Genomic DNA, 13,496 nt, shown 5'->3' with positions numbered 1-13,496 from the left:
AAATATTGTGGATAACTTTATTTTTTGTTCAATTTATGATATTCTATTAAGTTAGTGACAATGAAAATTATGTTACTTGATATAGATGAAACTGTAATAGGTTGGAGGTGATTTGCAAGTGGGAACAGATACAATCGCTGCCATATCAACACCGATTGGTGAAGGAGCCATTGCTATTGTTCGTCTTAGTGGTCCAGAGGCTATAGCAATCGCTGCAAAAGTTTTTACGGGTAAAAATTTAATAGACGTAGCTTCTCATACGATTCATTACGGAAAAATTATCGAACCGGAAACGAAAGAGGTTGCTGAGGAAGTAATGATTTCTGTAATGCGAGCACCAAAAACATTTACTCGTGAAGACGTAGTTGAAGTAAATTGTCACGGAGGCATGGTAGCTGTAAACCGCGTATTAGAAATAGTGTTAAGTCAAGGAGCTCGTATTGCAGAACCGGGTGAATTCACAAAGCGGGCATTTCTTAATGGCAGAATTGACTTGTCACAGGCAGAAGCTGTAATGGATTTAATTCGGGCGAAAACAGACAAAGCGATGTCTGTAGCTTTGAAACAGATGGATGGGCGATTATCTGCTTTAATCCGTCGACTCCGTCAAGATTTATTGGAAACAGTTGCCCATGTAGAAGTTAATATTGATTATCCAGAATATGACGATGTGGAAGAAATGTCACATGAAATGATGCGTACAAAGACTAAAGAAGTATATGCTGAGATTAACAACCTTTTACAGGTAGCTAAACAAGGTAAGATTTTACGTGAAGGCTTGGGAACCGCAATTATTGGTAGACCAAATGTCGGTAAATCGTCACTAATGAACGCGCTTGTTCAGGAAAATAAGGCAATTGTCACTGAAATACCTGGAACAACGCGGGATATTATTGAAGAATATGTAAATGTAAGAGGAGTTCCGTTGCGATTAGTCGATACTGCCGGAATTCGAGAGACAGAGGATATTGTTGAAAAAATTGGTGTAGAACGATCACGGCAAGTATTAAAGGAATCCGATTTAATCTTGTTCGTGTTAAACTATAATGACGTATTAACCGAAGAAGATGAAAAGCTGTTTGCAGCTATTCAAGGATTGGATTATATTGTTGTTATTAATAAAACAGATTTGGAACAAAAGCTGGATCTAGATCGTGTTCAAGAATTAAGTGAGGGAAAACCTATTGTTACCACCTCCTTATTGAAGGAAGAGGGGGTAGATGAGCTGGAAAAGGCGATCTCTAAGACGTTTTTTGCTGGAGAAATGGATATGGGTGATTTAACCTATGTTTCTAATGTCCGCCATATTCAACTGCTCAAACAAGCTAAAAAAGCTTTAGAGGATGCAATGAAAGGATTGGAGCTCGGTTTACCGTTAGATATTGTGCAAATTGATGTAACCAGAACGTGGGAACTGTTAGGTGAGATAATTGGGGATACAGCAAGTGACAGCCTCATCGATCAGCTATTCTCACAATTTTGTTTAGGAAAATAACGATACTCTTAATTAGAAAGGATGAGACCAATGACTTATGATGCTGGACATTATGATGTAGTCGTGGTCGGTGCAGGTCATGCAGGAGTTGAGGCTGGTCTTGCAGCTGCAAAAATGGGAGCAAAAACATTAATGCTTACCTTAAATCTAGATATGATTGCCTTTATGCCATGTAATCCATCGATTGGCGGTCCTGCCAAAGGAATTGTCGTTCGCGAAATTGATGCCCTTGGAGGAGTAATGGCAAAAGTCATCGATAAGACGCATATTCAAATGCGTTTATTAAATACTGGAAAAGGACCAGCTGTTCAAGCGCTGCGGGCCCAAGCTGATAAACCTTTATATATTAAGGAAATGAAAAAAATCATCGAAAATGAAAAAAATATTACACTTCGTCAAGGAATGGTTGACCGCTTAATTGTTGAAGACGGTGTATGTAAAGGTGTTATTACAGAAACAAATGCTGCATACCGAGCAGAAACTGTAATTGTTACCACCGGAACGTTTATGCGTGGAAAGGTCCTTATGGGAGATCTGGAATATGAAAGTGGGCCAAATAATCAAAGACCAACGATTAAACTATCGGAAAATCTGGAAGAACTTGGCTTTGAATTGGTTCGTTTTAAGACTGGTACACCACCACGAGTAAATAGTCATACCATTGATTATTCGAAAACGGAAATTCAACCAGGTGACGAAACACCACGAAGCTTTTCGTATGAAACGACAGAATATATTACCGACCAAATTCCCTGCTGGCTAACCTATACGAATGAATTTACACACAGAATAATTAATGACAATTTGTCACTTTCTGCTATGTATTCAGGAATGAAGAGAGGAACAGGACCTAGATACTGTCCGTCCATTGAGGATAAAATTGTCCGTTTTAATGATAAACCACGTCACCAAATCTTCCTAGAGCCAGAGGGAAGAGATACGGAAGAGGTTTATGTACAAGGATTATCAACTTCTTTACCTGAATCCATACAACATGATATTGTTCGCAGCGTAGAGGGATTAGAAAATGCAGAAATTATGCGTCCCGGCTATGCAATTGAATATGATGCGATCGTACCGACTCAACTTTGGCCAACATTGGAAACAAAGAAGATATCTGGATTATTTACAGCCGGGCAAATAAATGGAACATCTGGCTATGAAGAAGCAGCGGCGCAAGGGATCATGGCTGGAATTAATGCGGCCGCAAAGGTTCTTGGTAAAGAACCAGTTATCCTAGATCGATCCCAAGCTTATATTGGAGTACTCATTGATGATTTAGTAACAAAAGGTACCAATGAACCATACCGTCTTTTGACATCGCGTGCTGAATATCGTCTCTTGTTAAGACATGATAATGCAGATTTACGCTTAACTGAATTAGGATATGAACTTGGACTTATTTCTGAAGAACGATATGCTGCGTTTACTGAGAAATATCGTTTAGTTGAAGAGGAAAAGAAAAGATTGCATAAATTAGTTATTAAGCCTACACCTGAGGTAAATGCTTTATTAGAAAAAGCGGGTGCAACTCCAATGAAAGACGCAATAAAGGCATATGATTTATTAAAAAGACCTGAGCTATCCTATGATATATTAGCTCCGATTATTGATGCTGATCTAACTTTGCCACAAGATGTGACAGAACAAGTCGGTATTCAAATTAAATATGAAGGATATATTAAAAAAGCAAAAGAACAAGTAGAACGTATGTTAAAAATGGAAGGAAAGAAAATTCCTAGCGATATTGATTATGATCAAATTAGCGGAATTGCTTCAGAAGCGAGAGAAAAATTGAAGAAAGTACGCCCACTCTCAGTGGGGCAAGCATCACGTATTTCAGGTGTAAATCCGTCAGATATATCTATTTTAGTTGTCTATATTGAACAAGGAAATGTCGCTCGGTTAGCTAATTAATTATAATAAGTAGATTTAGTTGTATCTTGCTAAATCTGCTTATTTTACATAAGGAGTTTATTGAATGAATCCAGAGCAATTTTTTCAAGTATTACAGGAAAAGGGAATAGAGTTGGATGCACAACAAAAACAACAATTTTCCATTTATTTCCATAACCTGATTGAATGGAATAAGAAAATTAATTTGACAGCTTTAACAGTGGAAGCAGATGTGTATTTAAAACATTTTTATGATTCGGTTACCGCAGCATTCTATTTTGATTTCACTGATGTAAAGTCAATTTGTGATGTGGGTGCTGGAGCAGGTTTTCCGAGTATTCCGTTAAAAATATGCTTTCCTCATTTACAAATAACTATTGTAGATTCATTAAAAAAACGCATCGGCTTTTTAAACCAGTTAGCGTTGGATCTTTCACTAAACCAGGTGGCATTTTACCATGATCGTGCTGAAAACTTTGGTAAAAACACAAAATTTCGTGAATCATTTGATATGGTAACGGCTCGAGCTGTTGCGCGCATGTCAGTATTAAGTGAACTTTGTTTGCCACTTGTGAAGAGGCAAGGAGTTTTTTTGGCGATGAAAGGAGCAAAAGCAAAAGAAGAAGTAGATCAGGCTAAGTTAGCCATTGAATTACTTGGCGGAGAATTGAAAAGTATTCATACGTTTACTTTGCCACAAGAAGAAAGTGAACGCTCCATTATTGAGATTTATAAAACACGAAAAACCCCAAAAAAATATCCTAGAAAACCAGGAATCCCAAATAAAGACCCGATTGATTAAGCTGGAAAGAAAAACACACACAATTTCTAATCAGTTTGATAAGTGTATATGAAACCAGGAAAATAGATTTTTATCCCATCTAAGGGGTAATGGGGTTATAAGACTCCGTTCTAGATTTATAGAGAATATGCAAAAGTCTAAGTGGAAAATAACGACACGTAAATGCCAATTTATTCAGGTGTATGGAACATGAGAGACTGCTTGAATAGACATCGCAGTTTTTCAAGGACAAGAAAAGCTGCGTCAGCGACGCATCACGATTTTTTCAAGGGGAAAAGTACTCCTTAAGTGAAGTTTCATTTTATTTCAGACGCTTGCAGTTTGTACGTCGCTAACTGAGCACCTAAGCTATTTTCTAGTGATATCAGTGTGGGATGAAGTAAGATCTCATTGATAGCAGTTTCATTTTTTTTCGCATGTAAGATGTCGTAAGCCTCCCACTTCAAGAGCCTTTAGTTGATACAAAAGGGGCTAAGTGAGAGAAAACGGCACCTAAATGCTTGATTGGTTCAAGGGCCTTTAGGTCATACCCTTGGGGTACTAACCTTCAGTAGGAGAGGGAAGCAAACTCCTACTGAATGAAGTTTCACTTTATAGAAATAAGAAATAAGCATATTCTTTCAACTAGAAATATGGTAAAATAAAGTCGAACAAACAACGTAAAAAAATAAAGAATAGATTACGCGCAGCAGCATCTTGCTGCGGCGTTTTTTCTTATATGTTAAGAAATGTTGAAATTTTGCACAGAAAGCGCTCCGTCTATTATTTCATGTTTTTCATATAATTGCAGCTACATAATTACCTCCTTTTATGAGCTTAAAATAGTAGTCAAAAGAAAGAGTGGTTGATAGTACAGTCATAGTTATACCTAAATGCAAAGAATTAGCGATGTGAACGTTTTACTATGAAACCTTTTCCTATGCTATAATGAACATAACATAGTAATCCATATAAAATGTTTCACGTGAAACATTTTATATTTTATACATAGATAGTTTTTAAAAGTACAATTGAGGTGGTGTGGGATTATGGTGAAGCCCTTTAACCGTTTTTTTGGAATCGGTGATAAATCTGAAGTTGACGTCGACGAGGAGACGAATCATTCAGACGAGGTTATTCAGATTCCCGTTAAAAATATAAAACCTAATCGATATCAGCCAAGGTCGATATTTAGTGATGAAAAAATAAAAGAACTTGCTCAAACGATTCAAACCCATGGAATGATTCAACCAATTATTGTTCGCCAGCTGGATGAAGCTGAAGAAGGCGAGGAACAATATGAAATTATTGCAGGGGAACGACGTTGGCGTGCTGTCAATTCTTTAGGTTGGGAATATATTTCTGCAATTGTTAAGGAAATGACTGATACAGAAACAGCTTCAGTCGCTCTTATTGAAAACTTGCAGCGGGAAGAACTGACTGTAATTGAAGAAGCAGCTGCCTATGCAAAATTAATTGAGCTCCACTCCTTAACACAGGAAGCACTAGCACAGCGACTAGGTAAAAATCAATCAACCATAGCGAACAAGCTTCGACTATTAAAATTACCAGATGCTGTACAAGAAGCATTGCTAGAGAAGTATATTACAGAAAGACATGCTCGTGCATTAATTAAAATAAAGGATGAAGAACAGCAAATAAAACTATTGCAAGAGATAGTCGAAAAAGGTCTGAACGTTAAACAAACAGAAGATCGCATTGCTAAAATAAACGAAAAGAATAAACCAACAAAGAAAAAGCCAACTGTAAAGCGAAAGGGATTTAATAAAGATATCCGCATAGCTATGAATACGATACGTCAATCATTAAATATGGTTTCCGATACAGGAGTTGAAGTGGAGTCAGATGAACAAGATCTAGAAGATTATTATCAAATTACAATTAAGATACCAAAAAAGAAATCATAATTTTACATGTTACGTAAGTACAGAAAATTAATTTTGTAGTTTGTGTTTTGAGTATGAGTACAACAAGCATTTATCTGTGCAAAACCTGTAGTACAAGACAGGCTCTGTTTTTAAGAATAGACATTCTTAGGATTTATCCTAAAATCAACGAGACTAGTTCATATTTTTAGTAAAGTTTAATTATCTATAAATGAGCCCATTGATAAATTAAATAATAGCAGGTACTTCAAAAAACATAATATTTTTATTGATTTATAATTATATATTTTTATAAATACCCATCTTCCACTCTGAAAGATGGGTATTTTATACATTTCTTCATTAGTTGTATAGAAAACAAAAGCAAAAATATTAAAATAGGGGAACATGTTCATTAGTAAATTCAGGAAAAAACATTTATTTCACGCTTTCTTGCTCACCGGTTGATTACGAATTGCTAACAAAAGTGAAATAAGTCCACTATTTAATAGAAAAAGTGATAAAATAGATAGTATATTGTTTTTAGGTAGGTGTCAACATGGGAAAAATAATGTCCATCGCAAATCAAAAAGGTGGTGTAGGAAAAACAACTTCATCGGTAAATCTAAGTGCATGTTTAGCACATTTAGGTAATAAAGTTCTTCTCGTAGATATTGATCCTCAGGGGAATGCAACAAGTGGAACAGGGATTAACAAAGCAGATGTAAAACATTGTATTTACAATGTTCTTGTCGAAGAACTACCTGCTGAAGAAGTGTGTATTCCAACAACTATAGACAACTTAGATATCATACCTGCTACTATACAGCTTGCCGGTGCAGAAATTGAACTGGTGCCAACAATATCTAGAGAGATTCGCCTGAAAAAATCGTTGGAAAACTTGAAATCAGCCTATGACTATATTATTATTGATTGCCCTCCATCATTAGGATTATTAACTTTGAATGCGTTAACCGCCTCGGATACGGTTATTATTCCAGTACAGTGTGAGTATTATGCATTGGAAGGGCTTAGTCAATTACTGAACACGATAAGACTTGTACAAAAGCATCTTAATAAGACACTGATGATTGAAGGTGTATTATTAACAATGCTTGATGCCCGAACGAATCTCGGTTTACAAGTAATAGAGGAAGTGAAGAAATACTTTCAAGATAAAGTCTATCGAACGATAATTCCTAGAAATGTAAGACTAGGTGAGGCTCCAAGTCATGGTCTGCCAATTATTACTTATGATGCAAAATCAAAAGGCGCGGAAGTATATCTTGAATTAGCGAAGGAAGTGATGGCCAATGGCGAAAGGGTTAGGTAAAGGGATTAATGCTCTGTTTCCAGATATTGAAGAAAAACATGATGATGTTATCGAGGAAATAGCTATTAAAGATTGTCGCCCAAACCCATACCAACCACGAAAAACATTCCATGCTGATGCGATTGAGGAGTTGAAGGAATCTATTTTAGAATACGGTATCATTCAACCTTTAATTGCTCGGAAAAGTATCAAGGGATATGAAATTGTTGTTGGCGAAAGAAGGTTTCGTGCTGCTAAAGAAGCAGGGTTAGAAAGCATACCGGTTATCATTAAAGAATTAACGGATGAAAAAATGATGGAACTAGCACTTTTAGAGAATCTTCAACGTGAAGATTTGACGCCAATTGAAGAGGCACACGCCTATGCAAACTTAATGAACGAATTAAAGATAACCCAAGAGGAATTATCAAAACGTCTTGGAAAAAGCCGATCACATATCGCAAATATGATTCGCTTACTCTCTTTACCAGAACAAGTTATCGCTTATATTAATAATGGGGAACTTTCAATGGGGCATGGCAGAGCTTTGTTAGGGCTAAAAGATAAAACAAAGCTCCAAGCAGTAGTGCAGAAAATTAGAAAAGAAAAGTTAAACGTACGACAAGTTGAAAAGTTAATTATCCAATTAAATGATAGACCGGTTCAGAAGAAGGAAAAACCTAAGAAAGATTTGTTTATTAAAGAAAGAGAAACATTTCTTAGAGAAAGGTTCGGAACCGCTGTCTCCATTCAAAGAGGTAAACGAAAAGGGAAAATAGAAATTGAGTTTTATAGTGACGATGATCTCCAACGTATCATCGAAACGTTAGAAAACTAATGAATAGCTAAAAGGCTGGCATCTTATTGTCAGCCTTTTATTTCTTTAAGAATTTATATCCTCTATAACATGACGGGTAGCTTATTTGAAAGTATCTTTGTCTAACCTTATACGCTTAAGTACCAAGCAAACTACGATCTTCTTTCTACGATAAGTCAATCGTCGGCTTGAGTCTAAAGGAAGTTCAAACTAAAAGCGGGCTTACCGCTCAGGCATCGGCATGCTCCTGTTGTAGGGGCATATTTCCTTATCCCATGTAATGTAAGGAGTCATATTTCTCTCATTTGAAAATTGGCATAACATATTGTGAACTTTTATGAGAGAACCGCCGCCTAAATACCCGATTTGTACGGATGACAGACAGATGAGCTTCAGAAGCACTACATCAAACTATTCAAGGATGTCGGTCATAAAGATGTTGCAACCGGATAAGGAAGCTACGTAAGCAATAAATCGTGGTTTTTTCAAGAATAAGGAAAAACTTCAGCAATATGTCGTGATTTTTTTAAGGACAACCGAGTTTATTAGTTTTCGTTGCATTTCAAGAAGAGGTACGCTTTCAATAAAGTTTCACTGTATCTCGTGGTAAGTTCCCCTGTTTACCTGATCTTATAGAGTGCTTGTACTTTATGTATCTCTATGGGAAAGTATAAAACTTTAGGATTTATCGTATAAGAAAAACGATAGCTTTCGCCAGAAAGACTAGGCGACCAGCCAAGTCGTTCAAAATATTGTTGTTCTTTGGTGTACCGACCTTTTCATTAAAAAATAGATTACTAGAGTAAAGAATGTTTCACGTGAAACATAAAATAATAGCATACGATTGGCTGACATGTTTTATAGAGATAATATAATAGGCTTGTAAACATAGCAGGTATAAGTTGAATTAATGTATTGAAAAGGGAGAAAACAGAATATTAGTTATAACGGTGTACATTGACTTCGTAAATTCCTAAAAGAGATTATGCAAGGAATTGGACTTTCAGTCATGTTAATCGGCTTGCAAATGGCGATTGCTGCAGAAAATATAATGTTGTTTACTCAGTCTATTAACTGGTACTATCATAGTTGAGTTCTTTAATTGGAAAAGGGCTTTGATTTAGGAAAATGGTTAAGTAGTGCATTGGCAATATCAATTAATCCTGATCGGATATCAATTTTAAATACTGCTTCGTTAATTTTCGTAATCTATAATGGGAGCATTAGATAGTGACATCGAGGAAATCATGAAGTTTTTATCACCAAATATATTTCAGATGGATTTGTTTGCTTTAGTATGTCCCTTTAAGGTGAGGTGTTTTGTTGTCCGTGTTCCCTGTAGTTTTTTATACTATGGAGCAATCACTGTATTACCGCTGACTAGTACCGAATGCTTTTTTTTAATGGATTGATTACTGAGCTGATTGCAGTTGGTGGTATCCTTATCTTTGCAATTGAAATAAACTTTTTAAACATTATTTCCATTCGAATGGGAAACTTGCAGTTGGAATTATCTTTTATGTCTATCAATTATTTTAATAGAATTTGTAATGTATACCGTATCTAAGAAGATGTAAGACTCCCACTTCAAAATTTATAGAGAATATACAGAATTATAAGGGGGTAACGGTATCTAAATGGCAGTTCATTCGGTACGATAGGCCAGCGTTACTGCTTGAATAAGCATCGCACGAAGTAAAAGTGTGTTTCTTTGTCAGGGAAAGAAAAACTTCGACAGTGACACATCGCATAAAGAAAAAGAGCTTTCCCTTTTTTAGGAAAAGAAAGACTGCATGAATAGGCTTTCGCACATAGAAAAAGTTCCCTTCTTTTTCAAGAACGCCTAAGATTTTAGTTTTTGTTCTACTTCCGTTAGTAGGGGACGAATGAAAAAGCCCCACTGAAAAGAAGTATCACTATATTTTTAAGTCATTTAAAGATAAAAATAAATCTTCGTGAATGCTTATAAAAATTAGCTAATGGAAGAATTCGATCCTTGCGTAATAATGGCAGGGGAAGTTTTTCTGAATGTTAAACGCTGATCTAATTCGTTTAAAAGTTCAGCGATAGATCGAGCCATTGTCATCACAAGGTTAAGTCTCGTGTTTTGTAAAACGGAATACTCCATAAATCCACTAATATTGACAACACCTGTAATATGAATATCCCCGATTGGTGGTAATGGTTTATTCAGTGCAGCACCCGGTTTGATTGCACCTTTTCCGGCAATAATTTGCCCCACTGAAGTTGCTTTTCCTAAACAAGCATCGATTGCAATAATAAACGGATGATGATATGTTGCTTCAATACGGTTTATATATTCTGTTAAGTTAGTTGCATGAACTGGATTATCTAATGTACCATATATGGATATATGTTTTAGTTTTTTCTCTGCAATGAAGCTTCCAACCAGCGGCCCTAAAGAATCGCCTGTTGAACGATCAGTACCTATAGATAAAACGACATATTCACGTGGTACCTGTGGCATCCAAGAAATCATGTGTTCCAGCATTAAAGGAATGAGCTTAGGATCACTATGATGCATGCGATAATTCTTCCTTCTATTATCAAATGTGTTTTTTAAATTCATAGCTTATCCTCCAAAAACATATTGGTATAGTATACGGTTATTTTTTTTAATCTATACATGGAATATAAAACATTGGGGGAAATAGGATGGTTAATGCAGGATTGAAATGGATGTTTTTAATCATTGGAACAACAATCGGTGCCGGTTATGCTTCTGGAAGGGAATTATGGCAATTTTTTGGGCATGAAAGTGGACTAGCAATTATTCTATTTGCCCTCTTTTTTACAATTTGTTGTATTGTTATTATGACGATTAGCCATGAGCAAAGATCAACCCATTACTTGCCAGTTTTACGTGAAATTGTCGGTGTAAGATTGACGGGAGTATATGATGTTATGATTTTTGTTTATTTATTTACCACAACAGTAATAATGATAGCAGGTAGTGGAGCAACATCTCAGGCGTTTAACTTTTCATATTGGTGGGGTATAAGTATAATAATTATTGCTTTAATTATTTTGTTTTTAAAAGGGATCAATGGACTTTTATCAATGAATCAATTTATTCTGCCATTGCTATTAACCGGACTATTATTTGTACTATTATGGTTTACATATGATCAAAAGCTTGATTTATTTTCACATTGGCATGAGCAACGTAATTGGATAGCGGCTTTTCCGTTTACGGCTCTTAATATCCTTCCATTGATAGCGGTATTAGGTGCAATTGGAAATAAAGTCCAGTCAAAACAAGAAATTTGGATTGCTTCGGTTGGCAGTGGACTCATATTAGGAGTTATTTCTTTTATTTATAATAATAGTTTAATTCAGATCGCTGATGAAATATTATTGTACGAGATTCCATTATTTGCAATTATGAAGAATTATCCGTTTCAAATGCTTGTTTTTATGAGTATTCTATTGTGGTTTGCTATTTTTACCACAGCAGCAGCCGGAGTTCTAGGCATTGTTACAAGAATACAGGATTATATTCAACAGCCTATATGGTTGCTTGTTTGCCTTACCTTAGCTACAATGATTCCATTAACAGCATTAGGATTTTCAACATTGATTGAATATCTATATCCAATCTATGGAATTTTAAATCTATACGTATTAACAAGACTGTTATTCTTTCCGATTTGGAACAAAATAGATAACAAAAAAGCATCATAATTAGTTTGGGAGGTATAAGATGAAGCTATCTCAGAACAAAATAGAAAATGAAGTAGAAAAAGGAATAGATAATGTAAATAACCAATTAACAGGCTTTTGGAAATATATAACCGGACCAGAATTATGGTGGGCTGTAGTGGAGGGTATCATTAGCATTATCGTTATTCTCCTTTTAGCCTATACAGCAGTGCGAATTAGTCGCAAGCTAGTAGATCGTTTGTTTAAAAAACGAGAAAAAGGCCCAATTCGTATCTCCGAACGCCGTGAAAATACATTAAAAAAATTAATTAAAAATGTTATAAAATATGTTGTATATTTTATTGCTCTTATAATGATACTTGATGGGGTATTTGGCTTCAAAGTAGGTGCATTAATAGCAGGTGCAGGAGTTGCTGGTTTGGCAATCGGTTTTGGTGCCCAAAACCTCGTTCGAGATGTTATCTCAGGCTTCTTCATTATTTTTGAAGATCAATTTTCTGTAGGTGATTATGTCAAAGTCTCCGGTATAGAAGGTACAGTAGAAGAAATAGGTTTACGTACAACCAAAGTGTTAAGCTGGACAGGCGAAATGCATATTTTACCCAATGGAAATATAACACAAGTCGTTAATTATTCTGTCCATAACGGATTAGCTATCGTAGATGTTAATGTTCCATATGAAAATAGTGTCGATGATGCAGAAAGATTAATTAATGAAGTTGCAGCAACGTTACCAGATAAATATGACTTTCTGGTTGGAACACCGGAGATTATTGGGGTACAAAATCTCGCAGCCTCCCACTTTGTGATTCGTGTAATAACGGAAACACTACCTGGTTTTCAGTGGGCGGGGGAGCGTAATATTCGACGTGATATCCAGGATTATTTATACAGAAATGGTATTGAAATTCCTGCTCAACGGATAGTCATGTATTCACGAGAACAAAAGGAAAATATGTTAGATAAAAGTCAAATGCAACAATTACAATCAAATTCACACCTGCAAAGAGCTCATCCAGACGATGATGAACCAGAACAGTCTCAAGAAGGCGATCGATAAATAAATGCTATAATATAAGGAAGAAAAAAACGAGGAGTAGAATAAAAATGGAAGGAAAACAATTTGGACTTCATGACGTTGTACAAATGAAAAAGCCCCACCCATGTGGAGAAAATCGGTGGAGAATTATTCGAATGGGAATGGATATCCGTATTAAATGCTTAGGTTGTGATCATAGTGTTATGATTCCAAGAAAGCAGTTTGAGAAAAAAATGAAGAAAGTATTAGAAAGAAAAGAGCAGTAGAACAAATCTAATTTCTCCGTTTTTTCACTTACCCTTTAGATTATTAGCAGATATGTAGGTTTCCTAATCATATAATTATCAAGCAACTGTTAGTGAAATTGAATGAAGTAATATGATTTATCTTAACGTATTCAGATAAACATTTCTACCTGTAAAAATGGAGTTTTCAGTGATAAAATGGTATAATATAAGGTAGATAAAAAGAAAAACAGAAATATAATAGGGTAAGAGGCAAAAGTAGGCATATTAAACTTGCCTACTTTTGTTTTTTGTCTGCTTGTCATTTTTTTTGCTTGTATCTATAATTAAAGGAACAAACG

The 13,496-nt window shown here is 35.5% G+C and carries 10 protein-coding genes; 9 read left to right on the top strand and 1 reads right to left on the bottom strand.

What is annotated here, in order from left to right; translation table 11 throughout:
* Positions 1 to 118 precede the first annotated feature (118 nt).
* The 6 genes from mnmE (at position 119) to BN1066_RS07815 (ending at position 8,208) form a co-directional block, all read left to right on the top strand.
* Complete coding sequence (gene mnmE, locus BN1066_RS07840; RefSeq protein WP_077318867.1) at positions 119 to 1,495, top strand: tRNA uridine-5-carboxymethylaminomethyl(34) synthesis GTPase MnmE; 1,377 nt, start codon at positions 119 to 121, stop codon at positions 1,493 to 1,495.
* A 30-nt stretch (positions 1,496 to 1,525) separates the two neighbouring features.
* Positions 1,526 to 3,412 carry a tRNA uridine-5-carboxymethylaminomethyl(34) synthesis enzyme MnmG gene (mnmG, locus tag BN1066_RS07835; protein WP_077318866.1) on the top strand — a complete coding sequence of 629 codons (1,887 nt, stop codon included), beginning with the start codon at positions 1,526 to 1,528 and terminating at the stop codon, positions 3,410 to 3,412.
* A 64-nt stretch (positions 3,413 to 3,476) separates the two neighbouring features.
* A complete protein-coding gene (rsmG, locus tag BN1066_RS07830) occupies positions 3,477 to 4,193 on the top strand; it encodes a 16S rRNA (guanine(527)-N(7))-methyltransferase RsmG (RefSeq protein ID WP_077318865.1) in 717 nt (238 codons plus the stop codon).
* Positions 4,194 to 5,221: 1,028 nt separating this feature from the next.
* Positions 5,222 to 6,100, top strand: coding sequence for a nucleoid occlusion protein (gene noc, locus BN1066_RS07825; RefSeq protein WP_077318864.1), 879 nt, complete (start codon positions 5,222 to 5,224; stop codon positions 6,098 to 6,100).
* A gap of 517 nt (positions 6,101 to 6,617) precedes the next feature.
* Positions 6,618 to 7,391 (top strand): ParA family protein, encoded by a 774-nt coding sequence (locus tag BN1066_RS07820; RefSeq protein WP_077318863.1) that lies wholly within the window; start codon positions 6,618 to 6,620, stop codon positions 7,389 to 7,391.
* Positions 7,372 to 8,208 carry a ParB/RepB/Spo0J family partition protein gene (locus BN1066_RS07815; protein ID WP_077318862.1) on the top strand — a complete coding sequence of 279 codons (837 nt, stop codon included), beginning with the start codon at positions 7,372 to 7,374 and terminating at the stop codon, positions 8,206 to 8,208. Before BN1066_RS07820 ends, BN1066_RS07815 begins: the two co-directional genes overlap by 20 nt.
* Positions 8,209 to 10,159: 1,951 nt before the next feature.
* Here BN1066_RS07815 and yyaC read toward each other — a convergent pair.
* The gene (gene yyaC / locus BN1066_RS07810) at positions 10,160 to 10,777 is read right to left on the bottom strand and encodes a spore protease YyaC (protein WP_077318861.1); all 618 of its coding nucleotides are present in this window, start codon (positions 10,775 to 10,777) and stop codon (positions 10,160 to 10,162) included.
* A gap of 86 nt (positions 10,778 to 10,863) precedes the next feature.
* On the opposite strand from yyaC, the gene BN1066_RS07805 reads away from it, so the two are divergent.
* The 3 genes from BN1066_RS07805 to BN1066_RS07795 are packed head-to-tail and all read left to right on the top strand — an operon-like array spanning position 10,864 to position 13,176.
* Positions 10,864 to 11,892 (top strand): YkvI family membrane protein, encoded by a 1,029-nt coding sequence (locus tag BN1066_RS07805; protein WP_077318860.1) that lies wholly within the window; start codon positions 10,864 to 10,866, stop codon positions 11,890 to 11,892.
* 19 nt (positions 11,893 to 11,911) lie between these two features.
* Positions 11,912 to 12,931 carry a mechanosensitive ion channel family protein gene (locus BN1066_RS07800; RefSeq protein ID WP_077318859.1) on the top strand — a complete coding sequence of 340 codons (1,020 nt, stop codon included), beginning with the start codon at positions 11,912 to 11,914 and terminating at the stop codon, positions 12,929 to 12,931.
* Between the two features lie 47 nt (positions 12,932 to 12,978).
* Positions 12,979 to 13,176, top strand: a complete 198-nt coding sequence (locus tag BN1066_RS07795; protein WP_077318858.1) for a DUF951 domain-containing protein — start codon at positions 12,979 to 12,981, stop codon at positions 13,174 to 13,176.
* The last annotated feature ends 320 nt before the right edge of the window (positions 13,177 to 13,496 follow it).

Source organism: Virgibacillus proomii, from assembly GCF_900162615.1.
Classification (GTDB): Bacteria; Bacillota; Bacilli; order Bacillales; family Amphibacillaceae; genus Virgibacillus; species Virgibacillus proomii.
This window is presented reverse-complemented; position numbering and strand designations above follow the sequence as displayed.

What these genes read in the sequence shown, in the direction of transcription:
- mnmG (WP_077318866.1), top strand. Translation starts at nt 1,526, where the DNA reads ATGACTTATGATGCTGGACATTATGATGTAGTCGTGGTCGGTGCAGGT.
- rsmG (WP_077318865.1), top strand. Translation starts at nt 3,477, where the DNA reads ATGAATCCAGAGCAATTTTTTCAAGTATTACAGGAAAAGGGAATAGAG.
- noc (WP_077318864.1), top strand. Translation starts at nt 5,222, where the DNA reads ATGGTGAAGCCCTTTAACCGTTTTTTTGGAATCGGTGATAAATCTGAA.
- BN1066_RS07820 (WP_077318863.1), top strand. Translation starts at nt 6,618, where the DNA reads ATGGGAAAAATAATGTCCATCGCAAATCAAAAAGGTGGTGTAGGAAAA.
- BN1066_RS07815 (WP_077318862.1), top strand. Translation starts at nt 7,372, where the DNA reads ATGGCGAAAGGGTTAGGTAAAGGGATTAATGCTCTGTTTCCAGATATT.
- yyaC (WP_077318861.1), bottom strand. Translation starts at nt 10,777, where the DNA reads ATGAATTTAAAAAACACATTTGATAATAGAAGGAAGAATTATCGCATG.
- BN1066_RS07805 (WP_077318860.1), top strand. Translation starts at nt 10,864, where the DNA reads ATGGTTAATGCAGGATTGAAATGGATGTTTTTAATCATTGGAACAACA.
- BN1066_RS07800 (WP_077318859.1), top strand. Translation starts at nt 11,912, where the DNA reads ATGAAGCTATCTCAGAACAAAATAGAAAATGAAGTAGAAAAAGGAATA.
- BN1066_RS07795 (WP_077318858.1), top strand. Translation starts at nt 12,979, where the DNA reads ATGGAAGGAAAACAATTTGGACTTCATGACGTTGTACAAATGAAAAAG.